General features: G+C 65.9%; 25 protein-coding genes. 7 read left to right on the top strand and 18 right to left on the bottom strand.

Annotated features, from left to right (window positions below; all coding sequences use genetic code 11):
• Window positions 1-9: 9 nt before the first annotated feature.
• From ACTXG9_RS06385 to grxD, 8 genes are all read right to left on the bottom strand, one after another.
• Entirely contained in the window at window positions 10-528 is a 519-nt protein-coding gene (locus tag ACTXG9_RS06385) for a PilX N-terminal domain-containing pilus assembly protein (protein WP_111097904.1), read from the bottom strand.
• A gap of 2 nt (window positions 529-530) precedes the next feature.
• Window positions 531-1691, bottom strand: a complete 1161-nt coding sequence (locus ACTXG9_RS06380; protein ID WP_233653026.1) for a PilW family protein — start codon at window positions 1689-1691, stop codon at window positions 531-533.
• 2 nt (window positions 1692-1693) lie between these two features.
• Window positions 1694-2167, bottom strand: a complete 474-nt coding sequence (pilV, locus tag ACTXG9_RS06375) for a type IV pilus modification protein PilV (RefSeq protein WP_021203586.1) — start codon at window positions 2165-2167, stop codon at window positions 1694-1696.
• Entirely contained in the window at window positions 2164-2679 is a 516-nt protein-coding gene (locus ACTXG9_RS06370) for a GspH/FimT family pseudopilin (RefSeq protein ID WP_021203585.1), read from the bottom strand. Before ACTXG9_RS06370 ends, pilV begins: the two co-directional genes overlap by 4 nt.
• A gap of 161 nt (window positions 2680-2840) precedes the next feature.
• On the bottom strand, window positions 2841-4229 hold the full coding sequence (gene ppnN / locus ACTXG9_RS06365; protein ID WP_019659018.1) for a nucleotide 5'-monophosphate nucleosidase PpnN: 1389 nt from the start codon (window positions 4227-4229) through the stop codon (window positions 2841-2843).
• A gap of 252 nt (window positions 4230-4481) precedes the next feature.
• Window positions 4482-7703 (bottom strand): TonB-dependent receptor, encoded by a 3222-nt coding sequence (locus tag ACTXG9_RS06360; protein WP_021203584.1) that lies wholly within the window; start codon window positions 7701-7703, stop codon window positions 4482-4484.
• 232 nt (window positions 7704-7935) lie between these two features.
• The gene (locus ACTXG9_RS06355) at window positions 7936-8712 is read right to left on the bottom strand and encodes an SDR family NAD(P)-dependent oxidoreductase (RefSeq protein ID WP_111097902.1); all 777 of its coding nucleotides are present in this window, start codon (window positions 8710-8712) and stop codon (window positions 7936-7938) included.
• Window positions 8709-9029 (bottom strand): Grx4 family monothiol glutaredoxin, encoded by a 321-nt coding sequence (gene grxD, locus ACTXG9_RS06350; protein ID WP_005408852.1) that lies wholly within the window; start codon window positions 9027-9029, stop codon window positions 8709-8711. Before grxD ends, ACTXG9_RS06355 begins: the two co-directional genes overlap by 4 nt.
• 121 nt (window positions 9030-9150) lie before the next feature.
• Between grxD and ACTXG9_RS06345 the strand changes: the two genes are divergently transcribed.
• A complete protein-coding gene (locus ACTXG9_RS06345) occupies window positions 9151-9729 on the top strand; it encodes a superoxide dismutase (protein ID WP_058979595.1) in 579 nt (192 codons plus the stop codon).
• Between the two features lie 74 nt (window positions 9730-9803).
• Here the strand turns inward: ACTXG9_RS06345 and ACTXG9_RS06340 are convergent, their stop codons facing one another.
• The 3 genes from ACTXG9_RS06340 to purE all read right to left on the bottom strand — a co-directional run bounded on the left by ACTXG9_RS06340 (window position 9804) and on the right by purE (window position 11919).
• Window positions 9804-10145 carry a carboxymuconolactone decarboxylase family protein gene (locus ACTXG9_RS06340; protein ID WP_019659022.1) on the bottom strand — a complete coding sequence of 114 codons (342 nt, stop codon included), beginning with the start codon at window positions 10143-10145 and terminating at the stop codon, window positions 9804-9806.
• Window positions 10146-10270: 125 nt separating this feature from the next.
• A complete protein-coding gene (locus ACTXG9_RS06335) occupies window positions 10271-11419 on the bottom strand; it encodes a 5-(carboxyamino)imidazole ribonucleotide synthase (RefSeq protein ID WP_021203581.1) in 1149 nt (382 codons plus the stop codon).
• On the bottom strand, window positions 11416-11919 hold the full coding sequence (gene purE, locus ACTXG9_RS06330) for a 5-(carboxyamino)imidazole ribonucleotide mutase (RefSeq protein WP_005412808.1): 504 nt from the start codon (window positions 11917-11919) through the stop codon (window positions 11416-11418). Before purE ends, ACTXG9_RS06335 begins: the two co-directional genes overlap by 4 nt.
• Before the next feature lie 58 nt (window positions 11920-11977).
• On the opposite strand from purE, the gene ACTXG9_RS06325 reads away from it, so the two are divergent.
• From ACTXG9_RS06325 to ACTXG9_RS06310, 4 genes are all read left to right on the top strand, one after another.
• Entirely contained in the window at window positions 11978-12247 is a 270-nt protein-coding gene (locus ACTXG9_RS06325; RefSeq protein ID WP_019659024.1) for a Trm112 family protein, read from the top strand.
• The gene (gene nadC / locus ACTXG9_RS06320; protein ID WP_021203580.1) at window positions 12244-13095 is read left to right on the top strand and encodes a carboxylating nicotinate-nucleotide diphosphorylase; all 852 of its coding nucleotides are present in this window, start codon (window positions 12244-12246) and stop codon (window positions 13093-13095) included. Before ACTXG9_RS06325 ends, nadC begins: the two co-directional genes overlap by 4 nt.
• 175 nt (window positions 13096-13270) lie before the next feature.
• Complete coding sequence (locus tag ACTXG9_RS06315) at window positions 13271-14272, top strand: DUF2272 domain-containing protein (RefSeq protein WP_111097901.1); 1002 nt, start codon at window positions 13271-13273, stop codon at window positions 14270-14272.
• A 67-nt stretch (window positions 14273-14339) separates the two neighbouring features.
• The gene (locus ACTXG9_RS06310) at window positions 14340-14690 is read left to right on the top strand and encodes a DUF3301 domain-containing protein (RefSeq protein WP_049423257.1); all 351 of its coding nucleotides are present in this window, start codon (window positions 14340-14342) and stop codon (window positions 14688-14690) included.
• Between the two features lie 46 nt (window positions 14691-14736).
• Here ACTXG9_RS06310 and ACTXG9_RS06305 read toward each other — a convergent pair whose 3' ends face one another.
• The 7 genes from ACTXG9_RS06305 to ACTXG9_RS06275 form a co-directional block, all read right to left on the bottom strand.
• A complete protein-coding gene (locus ACTXG9_RS06305) occupies window positions 14737-15189 on the bottom strand; it encodes a ClpXP protease specificity-enhancing factor (RefSeq protein ID WP_019659028.1) in 453 nt (150 codons plus the stop codon).
• 83 nt (window positions 15190-15272) lie between these two features.
• Window positions 15273-15908 carry a glutathione S-transferase N-terminal domain-containing protein gene (locus tag ACTXG9_RS06300; protein ID WP_021203577.1) on the bottom strand — a complete coding sequence of 212 codons (636 nt, stop codon included), beginning with the start codon at window positions 15906-15908 and terminating at the stop codon, window positions 15273-15275.
• A 134-nt stretch (window positions 15909-16042) separates the two neighbouring features.
• On the bottom strand, window positions 16043-16792 hold the full coding sequence (locus ACTXG9_RS06295; RefSeq protein ID WP_058979545.1) for a cytochrome c1: 750 nt from the start codon (window positions 16790-16792) through the stop codon (window positions 16043-16045).
• Window positions 16785-18044, bottom strand: a complete 1260-nt coding sequence (locus tag ACTXG9_RS06290; RefSeq protein ID WP_019659030.1) for a cytochrome b — start codon at window positions 18042-18044, stop codon at window positions 16785-16787. Before ACTXG9_RS06290 ends, ACTXG9_RS06295 begins: the two co-directional genes overlap by 8 nt.
• Window positions 18044-18664 carry a ubiquinol-cytochrome c reductase iron-sulfur subunit gene (gene petA, locus ACTXG9_RS06285; RefSeq protein WP_021203575.1) on the bottom strand — a complete coding sequence of 207 codons (621 nt, stop codon included), beginning with the start codon at window positions 18662-18664 and terminating at the stop codon, window positions 18044-18046. Before petA ends, ACTXG9_RS06290 begins: the two co-directional genes overlap by 1 nt.
• A 184-nt stretch (window positions 18665-18848) precedes the next feature.
• Window positions 18849-19769 (bottom strand): lytic transglycosylase domain-containing protein, encoded by a 921-nt coding sequence (locus ACTXG9_RS06280; protein WP_111097900.1) that lies wholly within the window; start codon window positions 19767-19769, stop codon window positions 18849-18851.
• 45 nt (window positions 19770-19814) lie between these two features.
• Window positions 19815-20783 carry a helix-turn-helix transcriptional regulator gene (locus tag ACTXG9_RS06275; RefSeq protein ID WP_111097899.1) on the bottom strand — a complete coding sequence of 323 codons (969 nt, stop codon included), beginning with the start codon at window positions 20781-20783 and terminating at the stop codon, window positions 19815-19817.
• A gap of 80 nt (window positions 20784-20863) precedes the next feature.
• Between ACTXG9_RS06275 and ACTXG9_RS06270 the strand changes: the two genes are divergently transcribed.
• Both ACTXG9_RS06270 and miaB read left to right on the top strand, forming a co-directional pair.
• Window positions 20864-21484: a glutathione S-transferase family protein gene (locus tag ACTXG9_RS06270; RefSeq protein ID WP_111097898.1), complete on the top strand. Its 621-nt coding sequence runs from the start codon at window positions 20864-20866 to the stop codon at window positions 21482-21484.
• A 197-nt stretch (window positions 21485-21681) separates the two neighbouring features.
• Entirely contained in the window at window positions 21682-23100 is a 1419-nt protein-coding gene (miaB, locus tag ACTXG9_RS06265) for a tRNA (N6-isopentenyl adenosine(37)-C2)-methylthiotransferase MiaB (protein ID WP_111097897.1), read from the top strand.
• Window positions 23101-23147 lie beyond the last annotated feature (47 nt).

Genomic DNA, 23147 nt, shown 5'->3' with positions numbered 1-23147 from the left:
CCTGCGTCCTCAGAGTTTGAATACGGTATCGATGACCACTGCGGACGAGCTGGCATCCGCATCGTCAGTGGCAAATCCGGTGATCTGGTAGATCGGTGTGATGTCTTCCAGTGGCCGCCCCATCTCAAGTGCCGATTCACCAATGACGCAACTGTCGATCTGCCTTACGTTGACGGCAGGGCGAGTATCGTCGCGGCGCTCCACGGCCCAATCGGCCGGGTCAAATCCGTCATCGCAGACCCGCGACACATCGCTGGCCTGTACCAGGCTCTCGTCGCCGACATCCTGGCGATTGGCGATCTGTTCCACCGTGCGCTCGGCTGCACGCACCACACCTTCTGAATTCTGGAACGCCCGGTTGGCGGCTCGGTAGTTGGCTGCCATCTTCTCCTGCATGCCCGCCACCTGCATGCCAGCGATACCCAGCAATGCCAGCAGGATGAGCATGATCAACGCGACATACAACACCGCACCGCGTTGCTGGCGGGGGGCGGTGATGGGTCTGAATGAACGCTGGAAATGGGGCATGATCAGTTTCCGAACAAGCGATTGCGCAGGGCAATCGACACTTCATAACTGGACCGGTAGCGACCGTCGGGCTTGTCACTGTTGGTGAACTCAACGCCGAGCACCGATAGCGCATTGGCCGATTGGGCCGAGGACGACGGCGATGGGCTGCGCGCCAGCAATCCAACCTGCACCTGCCCCACGCGCAACCACTGTGCAGCACCCTCGGCATTGGCATCCGTGCTGACCCCGCCGGCTGCGTCGAGCTGGGTGATGTTGCCGGCCGGCGGAGTGCTGATACTGATGTTGGCAGTGTTGTCCAGGCCGTACATCAGCTGCAGGCTTTCGATGCCTTCCACCAACTCTTCATTGATCGTGTATTCCCCATCGCTGTCGGCGCGCGCTCGCCGCAGGCCAGGCTGTTTCGTCTCCGGATTGATACCCACGTAATAGACCATCGACTCGGCGCGATAGAGCATCGTCTGCCCGGTTGGCTGGGCCACGTAGCGCGACAGGTCCAGAGAGGTCGCAGTCACCCGCGCAGCGCTCAACGTGCCTGCGAACACATCGGCATGCCCACAGTCAGCGATGCCGAACAGAGTGGGCGTGCTGATGCCATCGCTGGTCAGGCGTGCGACGTGGTCACTATCCACGTCCAGGAGTGCATCGCCGCCATTGGAAGAGATCGCCGTGACCGGCGCCCCCATCGGGGCGAAGAACCGGAGCAGCAGCACATCGCTGCCGCCGGCCGGTGCCGGGCTCAATCCGGCGATCGCGGCCGGCAGGCCCTGGGGCGCCGACCAGTCCGCGCCCAGCGCCAGACTGCCACCGGGAGCCGTGTCGGGAGCGTCGAAGCCCTGGATGGAAACACTGAAATCCAACGGACTGCCATCACCGGAGGTCGCACCGAGATGCGATACCGGGTCTCCCTGATTCTTCACTACATGGGCCTGGTCGTTGACGCAGCCCATGTGCCCGGCCATCCGGATGTCCCGCTCCAGGAAGTCCAACGCGAATCGTGCATTTTCCTGGACGCGGGAGGCCCCCTCAGACAGGCGCGAAGCCGTCTGTGAGGCAATGAACACCTGGACCACGCCCAGCATCAACACCAAGCTGATCACCAGCGCAACCATCAGTTCGACCAGCGATAGACCAGCCATGGAGGTACGATGTTTCATGGTCATGCTCACAGTTCCGTCGCCAGCGCGAAGGTAGTGGCCTTGTCCGGATCATCCGGATCCCAGCGCTGGTCGCCCCAGGTGATCGCGACGTTCACCACGCCCCCCTTGTAGGTCACCTCGGCACCGGCATCGTCACCCAGCGCCTTCACAACCTGGCATTGCCAACGTTCAATTTTTGCAGCAATAGCGACGTCGCCGGTGTCGGCCGTGCACGCCTTCTCTGCGGTTTTGCTGCCTGCCTCAAACGACGCGGCGGTGTACCACGCCGCTTGATAGCGGTTGCTGCGCATCTGCTCGGTCAGGTCGTAGGCGAGATTGGTTGCCTGGGTACGATAGTTGGCGCTCTGTACGAAGCGGACGTTCATGGTCTGCAGCAGGGCGAATCCCAGCAGGCCGAATGCCAGAACGATAATTGCAACCAGCACTTCCAGCAGAGTGAAGCCGCCCGCTTGGCGTGCGCGGATGGAACGCGGGTTCATGAGCAGGTTTCCTTGCTGCTGCGGATCTGCCCAGAGGCATTTACCGTAAGAGTGCGTTTGTCCAGTGCGCCCTTGCTGCACACATCCGGCTCCAGCTGGATCGACTGATCGCTGGCGGCCCTGCGGCGCCCCCGCCCATCGAAGGCGATCTCTTCCGACGGCCCACTCAGCTGCAGCTTGGGGCTGCCGCTGACGAACCGCAGTACGGTTTCCTCGGAGGACATCGTGCCATCACCATCGGTGTCAGTGAAGGCCAGCATGCCGGCAGACCAGTTACCGTCACAGCTCGCGCCGTCGCTGCTGCCACACACGCCACCGCCGCGGTTGCTGCGAATTGCCTCGCTCCGCGCCAGGCTGAGCAGGCCCAGGACTTCATTGTTTGCCGACGCAACCCGATTGGAGCGGAGAGTGCCCTGGAAGCTCGGAAAGGCGATCGCGGCCACGATCGCCAGCACGGCAACCGTGACCATCAACTCAACCAGCGTGAAGCCGTTTTGCCGGCGCAAAGACATTGGACGCTCCCCAGCGTGTTGGTGGCCACGATGGGCCATCGCCCCGCCACCGGCAAGCGGCGGCAGGATGAACGGTCAATCCGGGGCGACGGGCGTCAAAGCCTTGACGACCCGTCCTCCCCTGCCCGTGCCGGCGCGATCCCCATCGCGCCGGCGCGGGTTCAGGCCAGCACCTGGTAGCAGGGCTGGTACTCGCCGGAGATCTTCATCCGGCGCTGTTCGACGAAAGCGCGCAGCAGCGCATCCAGCGCCTGCATCATGTCCGGGTCACCGTGGATCTGGAACGGCCCGAACTGCTCGATGCGGCGCATGCCGTCTTCCTTCACGTTGCCGGCGACGATGCCCGAGAACGCGCGGCGCAGGTCGGCCGCCAGCGCGTGCGGGGCACGCCCGTGGTGCAGGTCCAGCGCCGCCATCGCTTCGTGGGTGGGTACGAACGGCTGCTGGTACTCCCACGGAATCTCGATCGACCAGTTGAAGAAGAACGAGTCTTTCTGCGCCAGGCGGTGCTCGCGCACGCGCTTGATGCCGGTGGCCATCTTCTTCGCAACCGCCACCGGGTCGCCGATGATGATCTCGTAGCGCTCGGCAGCCGCATCGCCCAGGGTCAGGCGGATGAAGCGATCAATCTGCTCGAAGTACGGTGCCGCTACCGTCGGGCCGGTCAGGATCAGCGGGAACGGCAGGTCCTTGTTCTCCTCGCGCAGCAGGATGCCGAGCAGGTACAGGATCTCTTCGGCGGTACCGACGCCACCGGCGAACACGATGATGCCGTGGCCGATGCGGACGAAGGCCTCAAGGCGCTTCTCGATGTCCGGCATGATCACCAGGTGGTTGACGATCGGGTTCGGCGACTCGGCGGCGATGATGCCCGGCTCGGTCAGGCCGATGTAACGCGTCACGGTACGGCGCTGCTTGGCGTGGGCGATGGTGGCACCCTTCATCGGGCCCTTCATCGCACCCGGGCCACAGCCGGTGCAGATGTCCAGGCCGCGCAGGCCCAGTTCATAGCCCACCTGCTTGGTGTACAGGTATTCGTCGCGCGAGATCGAGTGTCCGCCCCAGCACACCACCAGGTTCGGATCACCCGGATTGAGGATGCGCGCGTTGCGCAGCAGGCCGAACACCGCGTTGGTGATGCCCTCGGATGACTCCAGCTCGGCCGCGTAGGCCGGGCCCATTTCGATGGCCATGTAGGCCAGGTCGCGCACGACGGCGAACAGCAGTTCGGCGACACCGCGGATGATCTCGCCGTCGACGAAGGCCATCGCCGGTGCGTTGACCAGATCGATGCGCACGCCGCGATCCTGCTGCGCTACTTGGATGTCGAAATCAGGGTAGAGATCGCGCGCAGCGCGCGGATCGTCGGAGGCGCTGCCGCTGGTCAGCACGGCCAGCGCGCAGCGGCGCAGCAGCTCATGCATGCCGCCGGCGGAGGCATCGCGCAGGCGGGCCACCTCGGCCCGCGACAGCACATCCAGCCCACCGCGCGGGTAGATCCGGGCATCCTGCACCGGCAGTGCACGGGCCGATTTTTCGTTCGTGGTCATATCCAATTTTTCGCTTCCTTCAAGGTTTCCGACTGTACTGCCGCCCCCTTAAAAAGCAAAACGGCCGGGAAGCCCGACCGTTGGATGTGTGCCGCCCGCGTCCGCCATTCCGGGACCGCATCGGCGGCGTTGGCACCGCGCACATTTCTGGATGCTACGCCGTTGCCCCACGCCCTGCAAGGACTTTCGCCTGAACGGAAAACGGCCGGGTTTCCCCAGCCGTTTCCACTTACCACTTCAAGCGCTGATGGATCAGAACTTGTACTTCAGGGTCAGCTGCATCGACCAACGCGACACGGCGGTGTTGCCCTTGTCGTTGTTGTTTTCCTGCACCGACGGGTTGTCGGTCGAACCGGTGAAGGAGTACACGTACTTGCCGGTGGCCGGATCGATACCTGCGTAGTTGGCAACGCGACGGGTCGAGTAGAAGCCGTAGTCGTCGATCAGGCCCCACTTCTTGTTCAGCAGGTTGCCGACATTCATGATGTCCAGGGCGACTTCACCCTTGTGCCCCTTCATGAAGCCCGGGAATTCCTGGCTGACGCGGACATCGAAGCTGTTGACCCACGAGGCGCGGTGGCGGTTGGCCGGGACCACGCTGCCGCGGTAGGCATCGAGTTCCGGATTCTGCGCCAGCCAATCGAAGAACTGCTTCTCCATCGCGGCACCACCGGTGAACAGCACGTCGCCCGGACCCTTCGGCACGTAGAACAGGTCGTTGGTGGTGGCACCGTCGCCGTTGGCATCGTTGTAGAAGATGTAGCTGTACGGACGGCCCGAGCGACCTTCGTAGAACAGGCCCACGCGGGTGGCGTTGTCACCGAAGAAGTTGTGCTTCCACTCCAGGGTGCCGGTGACGCGGTCCTTCATCGCGTAACGCGAATTGTAGGCCACGTTCTCATTGGCGTTGAAGATGAGCGTGTTGTTCCAGTTCGAGGTGTTCTGCGAGCTGGACAGCGGGCTGACCTCGGTCGACTTGGTGTAGGTGTAACCCAGCGACCAGCCCCAGTTCTCGGTCAGCGGCTTGGCCAGCGAGAAGGTGGCCTGGGTGCCGCGACCCTTGTCGGTATTGCGCAGGACCAGAACGTCGCCGATGTCCTTCGGACGGTTGAAACGATCAACTGCATTTTTGGTACCGGTGGAGATGCCGTAGTCGACACCCTTATCGATGCGAGTGTTCGCCGAGTTGCGTCCAGCATCGTTCCAGTAGATCGCACGGCCATCCTGACCGAAGGCGGTCGGCGCCGACACGTCCAGACGGTCGAAGTAGATGCCGTCCTTGACCTTGGTGAACAGCACTTCGGCCGACGCGACGATGCCGTACCACGGCAGCTCATGGTCGAACGCCAGGTTGGCCTTCCACACCGACGGCAGGCGGGTGCCCGGCGCGATGATGTCGACGTTCTGACGGGCCGAAGCCGGGCCACCGGCCGGGATGTACGGGTTGTTGCCGTCCGGAGTGAAGGCACCGGCCGGGATGCTGCGCTCGTCGTACTCGATGTAGTTCAGGCCGGTGTTCTGGTAGGCACCTGCCAGCCACACGTTCGGGGCGGCGCCGCCGAACAGGCCCACGCCACCGCGCAGCTGGGTCGGGCGATCGCTGTCGAAGGTGTAGTTGAAGCCGACGCGCGGCTGCACCAGGTTCTTGTCGACCAGCTTGGTGTTGTTGAAGCCGTACAGCTGCTCGATGCGCGGGTTGTACAGGCGCTGGGTGCTGAAGTCAGGCATGTCGATGCGCACGCCGAACATCAGGTTCAGGTTGTAGTTGATCGCCCAGGTGTCCTGCACGAACACGCCGGTGTTCTTCAGGGTGAAGTCGGCCGGGATGTCGCTGCGGCTGCCATCGGCGCGAGGAGCACGCAGCTGGTAGCGCGAAGCCTTGCCCGCCAGGAAATCGTTGACGCTGTTGAATTCGTACACGCCGTTGAGGTTGCGGCCGTAGAAGTTCATCAGGTCATTCTTCGAGTAATCGAAGCCGAACTTGACGGTGTGGTCACCGATGTACCAGGTACCGGCACCAAAGGCGCTCAGTTCCTTCGACTCGACGATGTTGACGTGGGTGTTCTGTTCGGTACCGACGTACAGCGAATCGTTGCCCGACTTGATGCGGATCTGCGGCATGTCGACCAGCGGGACGCGGTTGGCCGAGTAATCCTTGTGCGAGACCTTGAACTCGGTCGAGAAGTTCTCGGACCAGTCACTGAACAGTTCGCCCATCCAGGTTTCGTACTCGGTGGGCTGCTGGTACCAGAAGTTGCTCAGCGAGATGGCGCTGCTGCTGACCTGCGGGAAGCGAACGACGTTCTGCTCCATCTTGTTGTAGCGCAGGGCCGCACGGTGGTTCTCGTTGATGTTCCAGTCCAGCTTGACCGCATACTCCTCGATCTCGGTCTTGCTGTTCGGCGCCGTCAGGCTGCCCGGATCGTAGCCCAGCTTGCCCAGGAAGTTCTGGACGTCGGTGATCTGCTGCTGGGTGATGGTGCCACGGCCGATCGGCGTGTCGCTCAGGGCGACGCCGGCAGCCGAGCGTTCGTACTTTTCATAGTTGGTGAAGAAGAACAGCTTGTCCTTGACGATCGGGCCGCCGAAGGTCATGCCGTAGGTCTTCTCGTCCTCGAAGCCGTTGAAGTCCTGCTTGTCACCTTCCAGGCGCGAACGGACCATGTCCTTGTCGCGGTACGAGCCGTACACGGTGCCGTGGAATTCATTGGTGCCCGACTTGGTCACGGCGTTGATCACCGCACCGGTACCACCGGCGATGGTGGTGTCGTAGTTGGCCAGGTCGATGTTGATTTCCTGGATGGCGTCCATCGACACCGGCTGACGCTCGGTCGGCAGGTTGTTGGAGCCCAGGCCGAACGGATCGGAGGCGCTGATGCCGTCGATGCGGATGGCGTTGTAACGGGTGTTCTGGCCACCGGCCGAGATCGCGCCGTCAGCCTTGCTGACCTGCGAGATGCGCGGATCCAGGCGGACGTAGTCCTGGATGTTGCGGCTGGCCGACGGCAATGCATCCATCGTTTCGCGGGTCACGTTGGTGCCGGTGCCCATCTTGTTGGCGCTGAACAGATCCAGGCCGCCGGCAGTGGCGACAACGTTCACCGCGTCCAGGTTGGTCGCAGCCAGATCACCGCCCAGGTTGGCATTGACGGTGTTGACCTGGTTCAGGTTCAGGTAGACACCTTCTTCGGTCTTGGTGCCTTCACCGGGCTTGGTGATGGTGATGGTGTACGGACCACCCACGCGCAGGCCGCGCGCGTTGTAGCGACCCGACGCATCGGTGGTGGCACGCGAAACAGTGCCCGACTCGGTGTGCGTGATGGTGACTTCAGCGCCGGCAACAGGCTGGCCTGCGGCGGACATCACCTGGCCGCCGACACCGGCGGAGGTGCTGCTCTGGGCGAAGGCGGGAGCGGCAGCAAGTGCAGCCACGAGACCAAGGGTAAGCTTGGACATCCGGAGTGGGTGGGTCATTTTTCGGTAGCCTCGATGCGAGTTGGCGATGGCGGAAAAAAAGCGCATCCAAGCAGCCCTGCGGGTGGCTGATCGGAGAGTTATCTGGGGTTCCCTACCGCTCGGCTGAAGGCAGCCCTAACGGTTAACACTAGATTAACACGCTACGCCATCAATGTGACGGTTGTGCGACAAACGGCACCGGTTCGCAACGCAATCGTGACGGGTTCTTCACTCTGTCTTTCCCCGGCACTCACTCCGCAGGGGGCGCCTCGCTGGCATCGAGAATCTTGCCCCGCCAGGCGGCGCCAGCGCCGGACAACAGGGTCACCGCCGCTGCCGCTGCGGCTTCCGGGCCTTGGGCGGCCGGGTCCTGATCAACGGAATAGGCCCGGGCCCGCAGGGCTGTGCGCAGCGGACCGGGGTACAGGCCACTGACCCTTACCGGGCTGCGGCCGAGTTCGTCGTGCAGGCTGGCGATCAGGCCACGCAGGCCATGCTGGGCCACGCCATAACCGCCCCAGTAAGCCTGCCCCACCCGTTCGGGAGCATCGACCGCAAACACCAGCGCAGCATCTTCACGCTGCCGCAGCAGCGGCAGGCAGGCCTGGGCCAGCCAGGCCGGCGCGGTCAGGGTGACGTGCACCGCGCGGGCGAAACTGGCCGGGTCGGCCAGTTCAAACGGGGTCAGGCCAGGGAAGTGAGCGGCACAGACCAGCAGGCCGTCCAATCGCCCCAGCTCGCGCTGCAGGGCCTGGGCCAGCTCGGCATAGTCGTCGGGGCCCGCGCCTTCCAGGTCCAGTGGATACAGCAGCGGCTCCGGGCCGACCGCCTGCACCTGGGCGTAGACACGGTCCAGGCGGCGCGGCTTGCGGCCCAGCAGGACCACGGTGGCACCGGCGGCCGCAGCAGCCACTGCCGCCGCACTACCCAATCCGCCACCGGCACCGGCGACCAGCACTACGCGATCCTGCAACGGGCGGCCATCGAGCGCCCCGTCGGCCGGTGACGTCGATGGCCAGGCACTCATCCCTGGGTCGCCTCTTCGACGATGCGCTTGAGCTCGCCGGCTTCGAACAACTCCAGGACAATGTCACAGCCACCAATCAACTCACCGTTGATGAACAGCTGCGGGAAGGTCGGCAGGTTGGAAAAGCGCGGCAGGTTGGCGCGGATCTCGGGTTCTTCCAGCACGTTGACGGTGCGCAGGGTGACGGCGCCGGCCGCCATCAACGCCTGTACCGCGCGGCTGGAGAAGCCGCACATCGGGTATTGCGGGGTGCCCTTCATGAACAGCACGAGCGGGTAACGATCGACCTCGGCCTGGATTTGCTGCATTACCGCCACAACCACACTCCTTGCTTCGCCGGACAAACCGACCGCGGTGGTCGGCTAGACTGCCCACGGTAGCCGCCATTGTAAGCGGATGGAACCGGCTGCCGCCGCCCCTCTGGCCACGAACCTGTCCATGCCTGTTGAATTGCCTGCCCTGCCCTACCTTCCCGGCTCCCTGCAGCCGCACCTGTCCGCACAGACCGTGGAACTGCACCACGGCCGCCACCATCGCGCCTATGTGGATGCCGTCAACGCCGGCATCCTCGGCACCGAGTGGGAGGAAGCGTCGCTGGATGAGATCGTCCGCCACGCCCAGGGCAGGCTGTTCGATGCGGCCGCCCAGGCCTGGAACCACGGCTTCTATTGGCAGTGCCTGCGGCCGCGCGGCGGCGGCGAGCCGCAGGGCCGATTGGGCGAGCTGGTCAAGCGCCAGTTCGGTGACGCGCAGCGCCTGCGCGAGGAGTTCAACCGCACGGCGTTGGGCCTGTTCGGCTCGGGCTGGGTATGGCTGGTGCAGCACCCCGGTGGCCAGCTCGGCATCCAGGCCACCCGCAACGCCGGCACGCCGCTGACCGGCGAAAGCACCCCGCTGCTGTGCTGCGATGTATGGGAGCACGCCTACTACACCGAGTACCAGAATGACCGGGCGCGTTACCTGGACGCCTTCTGGCAGCTGGTCAACTGGGAATTCGCCGAAAGCCAGCTGCGCTGATCCCTGTAGAGCCGAGCCCATGCTCGGCTGCTGTCCGGCCAGCCGAGCATGGGCTCGGCTCTACAGATCACGCTTCACGCGTTCTCGTGCGCGGCCACCGCGTCCATCACCCGTGCCGAATACACCAGCGCGGCGCCTGCATTGAGCGACACCGCCACGCCCAGTGCTTCGGCGATTTCCTCGCGGCTGGCGCCATGCTTCAGCGCTGCATCCACATGTACGGTGATGCAGCCATCGCAGCGGGTGGTCACCGCCACTGCCAGCGCGATCAGTTCGCGGGTCTTGGCATCCAGATGGTTGGTCTGGGCGCCGGCATTGGCCAGGGTCGCGTAGCCCTTGACCGTGTCCGGCGAGAGCTTGCCGATCTCGCCGATACGGCCCTTCAGTTCCTTGCGGTAGGCATTCCAGTCGAGCATGGTCGTGACTCCTGTGAAAGGAGCTCCACGCTACCACCGGCAATGGTGCGCCGATGCCTGCACCGGCGCGCCACACCGTTGCAGGCATACAAGGTTGTGCCGGCCATTGGCCGGCACGCCCGGGCTCAGCGATTGCGCAGCGCGTGTACCGCCGGCGCCACCTGGGCCTGGCGGTCCAGTTCCAGGCCGACCTGATCCAGCGCATCGGCCAATGCAGCGGCATCATCGTCGCGCAACGTGGCGTGGCCGACCTTGCGGCCCTCGCGCGGTTCCTTCCCGTAGTCGTGCCAGTGGCCGCTGGCCTGGGCCAGTACCGGTGCCGGGTCGGGCATCACGCCCAGCCAGTTCAGCATGCAGGCGTGACCCAGCATGCGGGTGCTGCCCAGCGGCAGGCCCAGCACGGCGCGCAGGTGATTCTCGAACTGCGAGGTTTCGCTGCCTTCGATGGTCCAGTGGCCGGAGTTGTGCACGCGCGGCGCCATCTCGTTGGCCAGCAGTTCGCCATCGCGGCAGAACAGCTCCAGCGCGAACACGCCGACGTACTGCAGGTGCTCGGCAACGCGGCGGGCATAGCCGATCGCGGCCTGCTGCTCGGTGTCGGACAACACGGCCGGGGCCACGCTGGCCGACAGCACGCCGTCGACATGCCAGTTGCCGGTGACCGGCCAGGCCTCGAAGCTGCCATCGCGGCCACGCACGGCAACCACGCTGACTTCGCGCTGGAAGGCCACGAAGCCTTCCAGGATCAGGCCGGTACGCTCGACCTGTGCACCCAGCGCATCCCACGCGGCATCGATGTCGGCCTCGCTGCGCAGGCGGAACTGGCCCTTGCCGTCATAGCCGAGGCGACGGGTCTTGAGGATGCACGGCAGGCCGAATTCGGCGGCCTTGGCGGCCAGTTCGTCGCGGCTGCGGATATCGGCGAAGGCCGGCAGCGGAATGCCCAGCTGCTGGAACAGGGTCTTCTCGCTGAGCCGGTCCTGTGCGACAGCCAGCGCCGACGGCGGCGGGTAGACCGGCACGCGGTCGGCCAGCCACTGCGCACTGTCGGCCGGCACATTCTCGAAATCGAAGGTGACCACATCGACCTTGGCAGCGAAGTCCGCCAGGGCCTGGCGGTCATCGAAGGCGCCCACGGTGAGCGGCGCCAGCGGGCCGCTGCAGGCATCAGCGGCCGGGTCATACAGTTCGAAGCGCAGCCCCAGCGGCGCACCGGCCAGGACCATCATGCGGGCGAGCTGGCCGCCGCCCAGGATGCCGACGGTCAGGCTCATTGGCGCGGATCGTCGTGGGCCATCACGTCTTCGGTCTGGCGTGCACGGAAGGCATCGAGCGCCTGGCCGATCGCCGGCTGGTCGCTGGCCAGCATCGCAGCGGCGAACAGCGCGGCGTTGGAGGCGCCGGCGTTGCCGATGGCAAAGGTGGCGACCGGGATACCGGCCGGCATCTGCACGATCGACAGCAGCGAATCCATGCCGTTGAGGGCCTTGGACTGCACCGGCACACCCAGCACCGGCACGGCGGTCTTGGCCGCGATCATGCCCGGCAGGTGCGCGGCCCCGCCTGCACCGGCGATGATGGCCCGCAGGCCACGCGGGCCCGCCTGCTCGGCGTAACTGAACAACACATCCGGCGTCCGATGCGCGGACACCACCTTCACTTCGAACGGAACACCCAGGGCTTCTAGCTTCTGGGCGGCGTGCTGCATGGTTTCCCAGTCGGAACGGGAACCCATGACGATGCCGACAAGCGGCGCGATCGGGTTGGGGGTCATTGGCCGTCACCTGCCTTAAAGACGTATTCTAGCCATCTTCCACGCAAGACGAAGAACCATGGATCGCAAGCTGCTCGACCTGCTGGTGTCGCCGGACACCCGCCAGCCCCTGTCCCTGCTGGATGGCAAGGGCCTGGAAGCCCTCAACAAGGCCATTTCCGCCGGCGCGGTGACCAAGGCCGATGGCAACCCGCTGGCGCAGCCGCTGCGCGAGGCACTGGTCACCCGCGACCGCAAGCAGGTCTTCCGCGTGGACGATGGCATTCCGGTGCTGCTGGCCGAGGAAGCCATTCCCACCGCCCAGATCGCCGACTTCCCGGCCGCATGAGCGCGCTGCCGACGCCGGACGCGGCCGTTGTCGCCGCCGATGTCGCGCGTGCGCTGGCCGAGGACCTGGGCAGCGGCGACGTCACCGCTGCGCTGCTGCCCGACCAGGCCGACAGCGCTTACCTGCTCTGCAAGCAGGACGGAGTGATCGCCGGTCGCCCCTGGTTCGACGCCACCCACCGCGCACTCGACCCGGAGGTGCGCATCGAATGGCGTGTCTCCGAAGGTGACCCGGTCACTGCCGGCACCGTGCTGGCCCTGCTGCACGGGCGCAGCCGCAGTCTGGTCAGTGCCGAGCGCACCTCTCTGAATTTCCTGCAGACGCTGTCCGGCACCGCCACCACCACCGCCCGCTACGTAGCGGCAGTGGCCGGTACCGGCACGCGCATCCTCGACACCCGCAAGACCCTGCCCGGCCTGCGCCTGGCGCAGAAGTACGCGGTGCGCTGCGGCGGTGGCGAGAACCACCGCTTCGGCCTGTACGACACGGTGATGCTGAAGGAGAACCATATCCGTGCCGCCGGTTCGCTGGCCGCAGCGGTGGCCGCCGCACGCCGGCAGTGGCCTGCGCTGCCGCTGGTGGTGGAGGTCGAAGACCTGGCGCAGCTGCGCCAGGCGTTGGAAGCCGGGTGCGAACGCATCCTGCTGGACGACTTCAGCCCCGACCTGCGTCGCGAAGCCGTACGCATCACGGCCGGCCGCATTCCACTGGAAGTCTCCGGCAGCGTCGGCCTGGGCGGCCTGCGTTCGATCGCCGAAGACGGCGTGGACTGCATCTCCATCGGCGGGCTGACCAAGCATGTGCAGGCCATCGATCTGTCGCTGAAGCTGGGCCCGCCTCCGGCTTGAGGCCTGCGGGACGTTGTCGAGCCTACGCTCGGCTGCTTCTCGATCTGCGGCGCGCCCTGCCCCCGCTTTGCGCGATGAGCCGAGCGTGGGCTCGGCTCTGCACGACCGGAACGCCTTCACGGCTCGGCTACGGCCGCCTCTGCGACGCTGCGGGCCCCCCCCACAGGAGCCGCGCATGCGCCGGATGCTCTTGCCTGCCTGCCTGCTGCTGGCCGCAGCGCCCTTGTCCGCAGCGGCCGCCGAAGCCTGCGACGTACCGCCCCGCTTCGGCCTGAGTCCGTTGGCGGTGGCCATCCGCAACACCGCCTGCAATGAGCACCGGCTCTGGTACCGGCCCTTCATCGATCGTGAAGGCCGTGCCGCCAGCCTCAGCGTCACCGAGGCCGAAAGCGATCACCTGGCCGACAACGGACTGATCGCCTGGCAGCGCGTGGCTGGCTACTGGCGAAACAGCGGCACGCTCAACGCGATGGGCAGCATCGCCGGCGCCAGCAGCTGCCTGGCACCGCTGGGCACGCGCTACACCGACAGTGACTGCCGCGCGTTCCTGATCGACAACCCGTGGTCGGCCGCGTTCATCTCCTGGGTAATGGTGCAGTCCGGCGTTCCTGGCTTCAATACCTCGCCTCGCCACATCGACTACATCCGTGCCGCATACCAGGGCGGCCCCTCGGGCGTGCCGTACCGGCTGGTCGACCCGGCCACGGCCAAACCCGCGCCGGGCGACCTGCTGTGCTTCCTGCGCGACCGCAGCACCACGCTCAGCTACAGCGGGCTGGTGCAGGCGCTGGGCAACGGCTCGGTGGGCCACTGGAAGTCGCATTGCGAAGTGGTGGTGGCAGCCAACCTGGGGGGCGACCAGACCCTGTACCTGGTCGGTGGCAACGTGATGAACACCGTAGCGATGCGGCTGCTGCCGCTGGACCGCACCGGGCTGATCAAGCTGCCACCGGCGCGCGAACGCAACAGCACCGGCATCGACCCGAGCTGCACGCCAGGGCGCGAGGACGAATGCAGCTTCAACCGCCAGGACTGGGCAGCCCTGCTGCAGCTGACTGCAACCTCACCGCTGGTGATGCCCTCGCCCACTGCGACGCCGATGCAGCCCACTCCGGCACCGCAACCGATCATCGTGCCCGCGCAGCCGGTGTCCAGCGAACCGCAGCCGCGGCGGTGAGTGCAGCGCTTGATCCAGCGCGCGTTCGCCGCCATCTTTGCGGGATCGACCTCTGACGGCTGACGCCATGCCTACCCTGCTGCTGTTGCTGATTGCCGGCGGAATCATCTACTTCTTCTGGAACGCGGCACGCTCGGCCGCAGAGCGCGCCGTTGAATTGGGCCGCAATGCCTGCCGCGCAGCTGATGTGCAATGGCTGGATCAGGCGGTGCACGCCACCGGCCTGCGCCTGTCGCGCGGCGAGGATGGCCGGCTTGGGTTCGAGCGCACCTTCAAGTTCGAGTATTCCTACGATGGCATCGATCGCCACGTGGGTCGCATGGTGCTGCGTGGCGACCAGTTGATCTCGTTCACCGGCCCCGGCGCGGCGCGGATCAGCCAGATCCGGCCGGATGCGGAGGATGCCGAGGATGTGTAAGGGCTGAAGGCGTGCCGACCAACGGTCGGCACCCACCGTTACTTGGTTACTTGACCACGCGCAGGTTCGGCCGCCCCTTCGGCGGCGGGCTGGCTGGCGGCGTATCGTCCGGCGGCGTGCCTTCCTCGTGCAGCAGTTCGTCGCTGGTCGGCGCGGTTTCGCTGCCCGGGATATCATCCGGCAGCGCCATGCCCTGCCCGGTCTCGCGGGCATAGACCGCCAGCACGGCGCTGATCGGCACCTGCACCGGGTAGCTGGTACCGGAGAAGCGCGCCGAGAAGCTCACCATCTCGTTGTCGATCATCAGCCGTACGACGGCACGTTCGGCGATGTTGAGCACGACCCGGCCATCCTTGACCGCCGAAGGCGGCACCTGCACGCCGGGAACGCCGGCGTCGACCAGGATGTGCGGGGTCAGCTGGTTGTCGTTGATCCATTCCACCAGCGCCCGCAGCAGGTACGGGCGGTGGCTGGTCATGTGGAAGAAGTCTTCGGTCATGCGTGAAGTGTACGCGCCCGGCGCCCCGCCGGGGCGGATCGCCTGCACGCCGGTCGGCGTGCAGACGGGTAACGCGGGCCGGATCAGGCCGGCAGGTCGCGCAGCTTCTTTTCCTGCTCGGTCAGGCTGCGGACGAAACCGGGGTGGCGGAAGATGCGGTTACCGTAGTCCTCGATCGCCTTGCCATCCTTCGGAAGTGGCACATCCAGCGATTGCAGCCGCCAGATGATCGGGGCCATGGCGCAGTCGGCCAGGCTCATTTCCGGGTTGAGGAAGAACTTGCTGGCCTTGAACAGCGGAAGCGAGGCGGTCAGCAGTTCCTTCAGGCGCTTGCGCCCGGCCTCGGCCTGGGTCTTGTTGCCCAGCTGGATGGCCTGCACCTGTGGCACCCAGTCGTGCTCGATGCGCAGCATCGCCAGGCGGATGCGCGCACGCGACAGCGGATCGACCGGCATCAGCGGCGGATGCGGGTAGCGCTCGTCCAGGTACTCGCTCACCACCGACGCGGCGTAGAGCACCAGCTCGCGCTCCACCAGGGTCGGCACCGAGTGGTACGGATTGAGATCGATCAGGTCTTCGGGCGGGTTCTGCGGATCGACCGGAACGAAGTCGAAGGTGACGCCCTTGGCCGCCAGGACCAGGCGCACCCGGTGGCACAGCACATCGTCGTTCGAGGAAAACAGCGTCAGTGTATTGCGCATGCGTACGCTCGCCGCCATCAAAGGCTCTCCCACGACAGGAGACCGCCTGCCGCATCGGCGCCGCCGGCACCGTGCCGACGGTCGACTCCTCCCCGAGTGTGCAACCGACCATCACAAAAGCCAATAGGCCCGTGCGATGGCCGGCGGCCGAATCAGTGGACGTCCTTCCAGTATTCCTTCTTCAGCAGGTACAGCAGGAAGGTCAGCAGGGCCAGGAACAGGATCACCCACACGCCCAGCTGCTGGCGCTTGAGCGCGGCCGGCTCGCCGGCGTATTCGAGGAAATTGGTGATGTCCCGCACGGCCTGGTCGTACTGTCCGGCATCCACCGATCCCGGCGTTTCAATCTTCAGGCCGGTCACCGGCGGGTCCATGCCGGGGCCTTCGGCCTTGCCATGCACGGCGTGCTGCAGGCCCTGCATCTCCCACAGCGGGTTCGGCATGGAGGCGTTGGCGAACAGCGCGTTGTTCCAGCCCAGCGGCCGGCTGCTGTCCAGATAGAACGACTTGAGGTAGGTGTAGACCCAGTCGCTGCCGCGCACGCGCGCGATCAGGCTGAGATCCGGCGGCATCTTGCCGAACCACTTCTCCGCGTTCTCCTTGGGCATCGCCACCGGGATCGGGTCGCCGATCGCCGAGCCGGTGAAGTTGAGGTTGTTCATCACCTCTTCCTCGGTCAGGCCCAGGTCCTGCGCCATCCGCGAATAGCGCAGGTACTTCAGCGCATGGCAGCCGGAGCAGTAGTTCATGTACAACTGTGCGCCGCGCTGCAGCGAGGCGCGGTCACCCAGATCGTTGCCTGCCTGCAGCAGCTTGGTGCCGCCCTCGGCGGCGGAGGCCAGGAAACTGCCCAGCATCAGGGTGGCCGCCAGGGCCAGCCGGACCATCCAGCGCTCAGTCATGCGTGGTCACCCTCTCCGGTACCGGCTTGGTCTTGTCCAGCCTTGTCCATAGCGGCATGGTGATGAAGAAGGCGAAGTACAGGAAGGTCAGCACCCGGCCGATGTAGGTTTCATGCACGTCGGTGCCCGGGCCGGAGCCGATCACGCCCAGCCACACGAAGCACACCGCCAGCACGCCCAGCATCACCCTCGAGATCCAGCCGCGGTAGCGCACCGATTTCACCTTCGCCTTGTCCAACCACGGCACCAGGAACAGGATCGCGATGGCCGAGAACATCACCAGCACGCCACCGAGCTTGTTCGGCACCACGCGCAACATCGCGTAGTACGGCGTGTAGTACCAGACCGGCTTGATGTGCTCCGGGGTGACCAGGCGGTTGGCCTCGGTGAAGTTGTCGTGCTCCAGGAACAGGCCGCCGAAACCAGGCGCGAAGAAGATGATGAAGGCGGCGATGATCAGCAGGAAGCCGGCGCCTACACCATCCTTGAGCGTGTAGTACGGGTGGAACGGAATACCGTCGGCCGGAGCGTTCGGCGACCAGCGGTTGCCCTTCGGCCCCTTCTTGATCTCCACGCCATCGGGGTTGTTCGAACCCACTTCGTGCAGCGCGCCCAGGTGCAGTACCACCAGCAGCAACAGCACCAGCGGCAAGGCGATGACATGCAGCGCGAAGAAGCGGTTGAGCGTGGCGTCACTGGGCAGGTAATCGCCCATGATCCACTCGGTCAGGCCGTTGCCGATCACCGGAATGGCACCGAACAGCGAGATGATCACCTTGGCGCCCCAGAACGACATCTGGCCCCACGGCAGCACGTAGCCCATGAAGGCTTCGGCCATCAACACCAGGTAGATCAGCATGCCGAGGATCCACACCAGCTCTCGTGGCTTCTGGTAACTGCCGTAGAGCAGGCCACGGAACATGTGCAGGTAGACCACGATGAAGAACAGCGAGGCACCCGTGGAGTGCATGTAGCGGATCAGCCAGCCCCACTCCACGTCCCGCATGATGTACTCGATGGAGCCGAACGCCTCGGCGGCGCTGGTCTTGTAGTGCATCGTCAGGAAGATGCCGGTGACGATCTGGTTGACCAGCACCAGCAGCGCCAGCGAACCGAAGTAGTACCAGATGTTGAAGTTCTTCGGCGCGTAGTACTCGCTCACATGCTTGCGATAGACCGGCATCAGGCCCGGCGCGCGGGCATTGACCCAGTCGGCCACGCCGCTGGCGGTACGGCTGAGGATATTGGCCATCAGGCAGCCCCCTGCGGATCGACACCGATGATGATGGTGTTGTCGTCCTGGTAATGGTGCGCGGGCACCTTCAGGTTGATCGGCGCCGGCACGTCCTTGAAGACGCGTCCGGACATGTCGAAGCGCGACTTGTGGCAGGGGCAGAAGTAGCCGCCCTTCCACTGCGGGTCGTAGGGCTCAGGCCGGATTTCGGCGACCATTTCCGGCGAGCAGCCCAGGTGCGTGCACAGGCCGACCAGTACGGAGATGTCCGGCTTGATCGAGCGCAGTTCGGGGTTCTGCTTCAGCACGTAGTCCGGCTGCTGGTCCTTCTCGCCGGACTCGGGGTCCTTGAGACGGCCGTCCAGCCCATGCAGCGCATCGAGGATGGCCTTGGACCGCTTGACGATCCAGATCGGCTGGCCACGCCATTCCACGATCAGGCGTTGGCCTTCCTGCAGGGCGCTGATATCGGCCACCACCGGTGCGCCGGCAAGCTTGGCGCGGGCACTGGGGTTCCAGGATCTGATGAAAGGAACGGCGGTGAATCCGACGCCGACGGCGCCCACCACGGCTGTGGTGGCAGAAAGAAAACGCCGACGTCCGGTGTTGACTGGATCGTGTACCCCATCGTTGGCCATCCGGCACTCCGATATTGATTAGGTAGCTTTAAGGCTGCCAGCGGATCCGGTGGGGGCCAGAGCCGCATTGAATCGCGGTCGAGTGTAGCGGAACCGTCGCGCGCCACACAACGCTCTTTGCAAGGAGTGCCGGCTGACAGTCGGCACCCACCTGTTCAAGGGAGTGCCGACCAACGGTCGGCACCTACTGGTGACTCAATGCGGTGCGGTAACGCTCGGCCAGCTGCCCGACCCGGCGCACGTAGTACTGCGTCTCGCTGTAGGGCGGCACGCCACCGTGGCGGTCGACCGCGCCCTCGCCGGCGTTGTAGCCGGCCGCAGCCAGGGTCAGGTCGCCATTGAAGCGCTTCAGCAACCACGCAAGATACTGCACGCCACCGCGGATGTTCTGCCCGGCATCATAGGAATCGCTGACCCCGAAGCGGGCCGCGGTCGGCGGCATCAGCTGCATCAGGCCCTGCGCGCCGGCGCGGCTGAGCGCGGTCGGGTTGTAGGCCGACTCGGCGTGGATGATGGCGCGCACCACGGCTTCTTCGACGCCGAACTCGCGTGCGGCCGAGGTGATCTCGGTCTGGAACGCGGTGGTGTTCAAGCGCACCGAACCGAAGTCCACGCGTGGGTTGACGCCACAGGCATAACAGCGCTCCATGAAACTGTAGCGGATGGTACGCACCGGGCCGAGGTTGGCGACCTGGGTTGGCCGCGCACTGGTGTAGTGGCGCACCCCATCCTTCATGAAGGAATAGACCTGGCCGCTGACCATCCGCCCGGCCCGCGAGGCCGTCGGTGCCGCAGCAGGCGCGGGGGCAGCAGGCGTCGACGCGACCGCAGTGGGCGCAGCGGCGCTGGCCGCCACGGCGACCGGATTGCGTTCGATGCTGGCCACGGTGGTCGACGCAGGCTTCGGCGCGACCACCACAGGGCGCGGTGCCGGCCGGGTATCGCGGCTGTAGCTGATGCTGCTGCAGCGCGCGCCGGCCACTCGCTTGCTCACGTAGCTGGTGACCCCGTCGGCGCCCTGGCACTTGTACAGGGTGCCGGCGCTGGCCGGCGCAGCGGTCAGCGCAGCGATGATGATCGCCGTTGTCCCCAGTATCCCCTTCATGCCGCGAGTGTCCCAGCTTCGCCGGGGCTTGCCAAGCGACGTGGCTCAGCCTGTGACCGGCGGCACAGCCAGCACCTGGCCCAATCCGGCCAAACGCTGTGCCAGCTCATCGCGCAGGCCCGGCGGTGTGGTCCACAACGCCACCGGCACCCGGTCCAGGCTGAGGATCTGCGCCAGCATCATGCCGCGGCTCTCGGCGCCCATGCGCAACAGGCAATGGCCGGTACCATCAGCCTCCAGCACACCACACCACGGTGGGATGCGACCTTCCAGCTCGGTGCGGCTGCCGGCCAGGCGGACGATGGCCTGCAGTGCGAACGGCGCCTGGCTGACCGCCTGCCGCACCATCACGTCCGGAGGGGCTGGCGTGCGCCGGTGCAGGCCCGGCTCGGAGCACTCACGTACGGCCCCCATGCGGTCCACGCGCAGAGTGCGCCAGTCCTGCCGCCCCAGGTCCCAGGCAAGCAGATACCAGCGCCGCCCGTAATTGACCAGGTGCTGGGCCTCGACCTCGCGCTGGGTGACCGCGTCCTGCGCACTGCGGTATTCGAAGGCCAGCCGCGACGCCTGCCGACAGTGCTGGGCCAGCCGTCCGAGCAGGCGTGCGTCGGTGGACGGAAGGTCGGACAGGGTGGCCGTCGCCGCATGCACCTCCCCGGCCTGCCGGCGGCGGCGGGTCGGCACCAGCGGGTCGAGCTTGGACAACAGGCCCCGCGCAGTGTCGTCGATGCCGGCGACGGTCGCAGACGCGGCACGCAGGGCGATGGCCAGGGTGGTTGCCTCCTCCTCGTCCAGCAGCATCGGCAATACCGGCGCCCCCGCCCCGAGCTGGTAGCCGCCGCCCACCCCTGACGAGGCGTGGACCGGGTAGCCCAGCTCGCGCAGGCGCTCGATATCGCGGCGGATGCTGCGCCGGTCCACGCCCATGCGCTCGGCCAGCTCAGCCCCGGACCACTGGCGGCGGGCCTGCAGCAGGGCGATCAGGCGCAGCAGTCGATGGGCGGTATGGCGCATGAAGAATCGAGGACAGAAGTCGTCCGCAATAGTGCCCCAGGATGGCTTCCAGTTCACCACCCACCGCAAGGAGCAATGCCATGACCTCACGCCAGATCACCCTGTACCACGCCGCCCGATCCCGCTCGAGCGGCGCCGTGGCTCTGCTCGAAGCGCTGGGTGCCGACTACCGCATGCAGGTGCTGGACCTGAAAGCCGGCGCCAACCTGGCTCCGGCCTATCTGGCCATCAACCCGATGGGCAAGGTGCCGGCCATCGTCCACAACGGCGCACTGGTGACCGAGCAGGTCGCCATTTATCTGTACCTGGCCGACCTGTATCCGGAAGCCGGGCTGGCACCGCCGATCGGCGACGCCCTGCGCGGGCCCTACCTTCGCTGGATGGCCTTCTACGGCGCCTGCTTCGAGCCAGCGATGATCGACAAGGCGATGCGCCGCGAGCCACCGCCGCGCCTGATGTCACCGTACAACGATGCGGACACCGTGCTGCAGGTGGTCGAGGCCCAGCTGGCACAGGGTCCCTACCTGCTCGGCGGGACGATGAGTGCCGCCGATGTGCTGTGGGGCAATGCGCTGGCCTGGACCACGGCCTTCGGCCTGGTGCAGCCTGCGCCGGCCACGGCTGATTACATTGCGCGGATGAGCGCGATGACCGCCTTCGACCGTTCGCGGCAGATCGATGCGGAGCTGGCAGCGGCATAAGCAGCGCCGGCCGGCTTTCCTTGTAGAGCCGAGCCCACGCTCGGCTGCTCCTCCGCCTTGCACAAGGCAGCCGAGCGTGGGCTCGGCTCTACAGTGATGACCACGCCGGGCTTGGGCTTGGCCGCATGAACGCGGCGGCTGGCGCGGGATGCGGGTAGAATTGCCCGCTTTCCCGCCACCCGAATGGATTAAGCGCCATGACCGGGACGCCAGACGTCTTTCCGCCCGTCACGCCGGGCGGTACCCCGCTCGTTGCCCTGCCCGCTGGTCCGCGCAAGCCTGACCAGGTCAAGGGCAAGCTGTACATCAAGACCCACGGTTGCCAGATGAACGAGTACGACTCGGCCAAGATGGCCGACGTACTTGCCGCCAGCGATGGCCTGGAACTGACCGACAGCCCGGACGACGCCGACGTCATCCTGGTCAACACCTGCTCCATCCGCGAGAAGGCGCAGGAGAAGGTGTTCAGCCAGCTGGGCGTGTGGAAGGGCCTGAAGAACAAGGGGCGTGAGGTCATCATCGGCGTGGGCGGCTGCGTGGCCTCGCAGGAAGGCGAGGCGATCATCAAGCGCGCGCCGTTCGTTGACCTGGTGTTCGGCCCGCAGACCCTGCACCGCCTGCCGGAACTGATCCGCGCACGCCGCGAGCAGAAGCGCCCGCAGGTGGACATCAGCTTCCCCGAGATCGAGAAGTTCGACCGCCTGCCCGAGCCGCGCGCCGAAGGTCCCTCGGCATTCGTGTCGATCATGGAAGGCTGTTCCAAATACTGCTCGTTCTGCGTGGTGCCCTACACCCGCGGCACCGAAGTCAGCCGCCCGTTCGAGGACGTGGTGGTGGAAGTGGCGCAGCTGGCCGCACAGGGCGTGCGCGAGATCAACCTGCTCGGCCAGAACGTCAATGCCTACCGAGGGCCTTATGGGGACGGCGAATTCGCCGACCTTGGCCTGCTGATCCGTACCATCGCCGAGATCGACGGCGTCGGCCGCATCCGCTTCACCACCTCGCATCCGCTGGAGTTCAGCGATTCGCTGATCGATGCTTTCCGCGACGTGCCGCAGCTGGCCAACTTCCTGCACCTGCCGGTGCAGGCCGGCAGCGACCGCGTGTTGTCGGCGATGAAGCGTGGTTACACCGCACTGGAATTCAAGTCGAAGATCCGCAAGCTGCGCGCGGTGCGCCCGGACATCTCGATCAGCTCGGACTTCATTGTCGGCTTCCCCGGCGAGACCGATGCCGACTTCGAGAAGACCATGAAGCTGATCGAGGACATCGGCTTCGACCACAGCTTCTCCTTCATCTATTCGCGCCGCCCGGGCACGCCAGCGGCCGATCTGGAGGACACGATCAGCGATGCCGAGAAGCACGCTCGCCTGTCGCGGCTGCAGGAGCGCATCAATGCGCACGCCGCCAGCATCTCGGAGAAGATGGTCGGTACCGTGCAGACCGTGCTGGTGGAAGGGCCGTCGCGCAAGAATCCGAACGAACTGACCGGCAAGACCGAGAACATGCGTTCGGTGAATTTCCCGGCGCCTGCGCGGTTGATCGGCCAGTTCGTGGATGTGCTGATCACCGAAGCGCTTACCAACTCGCTGCGTGGGCGCGTGGTGGCGGAATAAGGTGTGCCGACCAACGGTCGGCACCTACCGGAAATGATGCCGGCCAG

The sequence above is a fragment of the Stenotrophomonas maltophilia group sp. LNF247 genome (genome assembly GCF_054083135.1).
This window is presented reverse-complemented; position numbering and strand designations above follow the sequence as displayed.

Bases quoted from the DNA above. Each gene is read 5' to 3' on its own strand.
- ACTXG9_RS06355 (WP_111097902.1), bottom strand. From the start codon at position 8,712: ATGAGTGCCTGGCCATCGACGTCACCGGCCGACGGGGCGCTCGATGGC.
- ppnN (WP_019659018.1), bottom strand. From the start codon at position 4,229: ATGACCACGAACGAAAAATCGGCCCGTGCACTGCCGGTGCAGGATGCC.
- ACTXG9_RS06360 (WP_021203584.1), bottom strand. From the start codon at position 7,703: ATGACCCACCCACTCCGGATGTCCAAGCTTACCCTTGGTCTCGTGGCT.
- miaB (WP_111097897.1), top strand. From the start codon at position 21,682: ATGACCGGGACGCCAGACGTCTTTCCGCCCGTCACGCCGGGCGGTACC.
- ACTXG9_RS06305 (WP_019659028.1), bottom strand. From the start codon at position 15,189: ATGACCGAAGACTTCTTCCACATGACCAGCCACCGCCCGTACCTGCTG.
- ACTXG9_RS06315 (WP_111097901.1), top strand. From the start codon at position 13,271: ATGCGCCGGATGCTCTTGCCTGCCTGCCTGCTGCTGGCCGCAGCGCCC.
- ACTXG9_RS06370 (WP_021203585.1), bottom strand. From the start codon at position 2,679: ATGTCTTTGCGCCGGCAAAACGGCTTCACGCTGGTTGAGTTGATGGTC.
- ACTXG9_RS06335 (WP_021203581.1), bottom strand. From the start codon at position 11,419: ATGAGCCTGACCGTCGGCATCCTGGGCGGCGGCCAGCTCGCCCGCATG.
- ACTXG9_RS06270 (WP_111097898.1), top strand. From the start codon at position 20,864: ATGACCTCACGCCAGATCACCCTGTACCACGCCGCCCGATCCCGCTCG.
- petA (WP_021203575.1), bottom strand. From the start codon at position 18,664: ATGGCCAACGATGGGGTACACGATCCAGTCAACACCGGACGTCGGCGT.
- ACTXG9_RS06290 (WP_019659030.1), bottom strand. From the start codon at position 18,044: ATGGCCAATATCCTCAGCCGTACCGCCAGCGGCGTGGCCGACTGGGTC.
- ACTXG9_RS06380 (WP_233653026.1), bottom strand. From the start codon at position 1,691: ATGACCATGAAACATCGTACCTCCATGGCTGGTCTATCGCTGGTCGAA.
- pilV (WP_021203586.1), bottom strand. From the start codon at position 2,167: ATGAACCCGCGTTCCATCCGCGCACGCCAAGCGGGCGGCTTCACTCTG.
- ACTXG9_RS06345 (WP_058979595.1), top strand. From the start codon at position 9,151: ATGCCTGTTGAATTGCCTGCCCTGCCCTACCTTCCCGGCTCCCTGCAG.
- ACTXG9_RS06280 (WP_111097900.1), bottom strand. From the start codon at position 19,769: ATGAAGGGGATACTGGGGACAACGGCGATCATCATCGCTGCGCTGACC.
- nadC (WP_021203580.1), top strand. From the start codon at position 12,244: ATGAGCGCGCTGCCGACGCCGGACGCGGCCGTTGTCGCCGCCGATGTC.
- ACTXG9_RS06300 (WP_021203577.1), bottom strand. From the start codon at position 15,908: ATGGCGGCGAGCGTACGCATGCGCAATACACTGACGCTGTTTTCCTCG.
- ACTXG9_RS06295 (WP_058979545.1), bottom strand. From the start codon at position 16,792: ATGACTGAGCGCTGGATGGTCCGGCTGGCCCTGGCGGCCACCCTGATG.
- ACTXG9_RS06275 (WP_111097899.1), bottom strand. From the start codon at position 20,783: ATGCGCCATACCGCCCATCGACTGCTGCGCCTGATCGCCCTGCTGCAG.
- ACTXG9_RS06385 (WP_111097904.1), bottom strand. From the start codon at position 528: ATGCCCCATTTCCAGCGTTCATTCAGACCCATCACCGCCCCCCGCCAG.
- ACTXG9_RS06310 (WP_049423257.1), top strand. From the start codon at position 14,340: ATGCCTACCCTGCTGCTGTTGCTGATTGCCGGCGGAATCATCTACTTC.
- purE (WP_005412808.1), bottom strand. From the start codon at position 11,919: ATGACCCCCAACCCGATCGCGCCGCTTGTCGGCATCGTCATGGGTTCC.
- ACTXG9_RS06325 (WP_019659024.1), top strand. From the start codon at position 11,978: ATGGATCGCAAGCTGCTCGACCTGCTGGTGTCGCCGGACACCCGCCAG.
- ACTXG9_RS06340 (WP_019659022.1), bottom strand. From the start codon at position 10,145: ATGCTCGACTGGAATGCCTACCGCAAGGAACTGAAGGGCCGTATCGGC.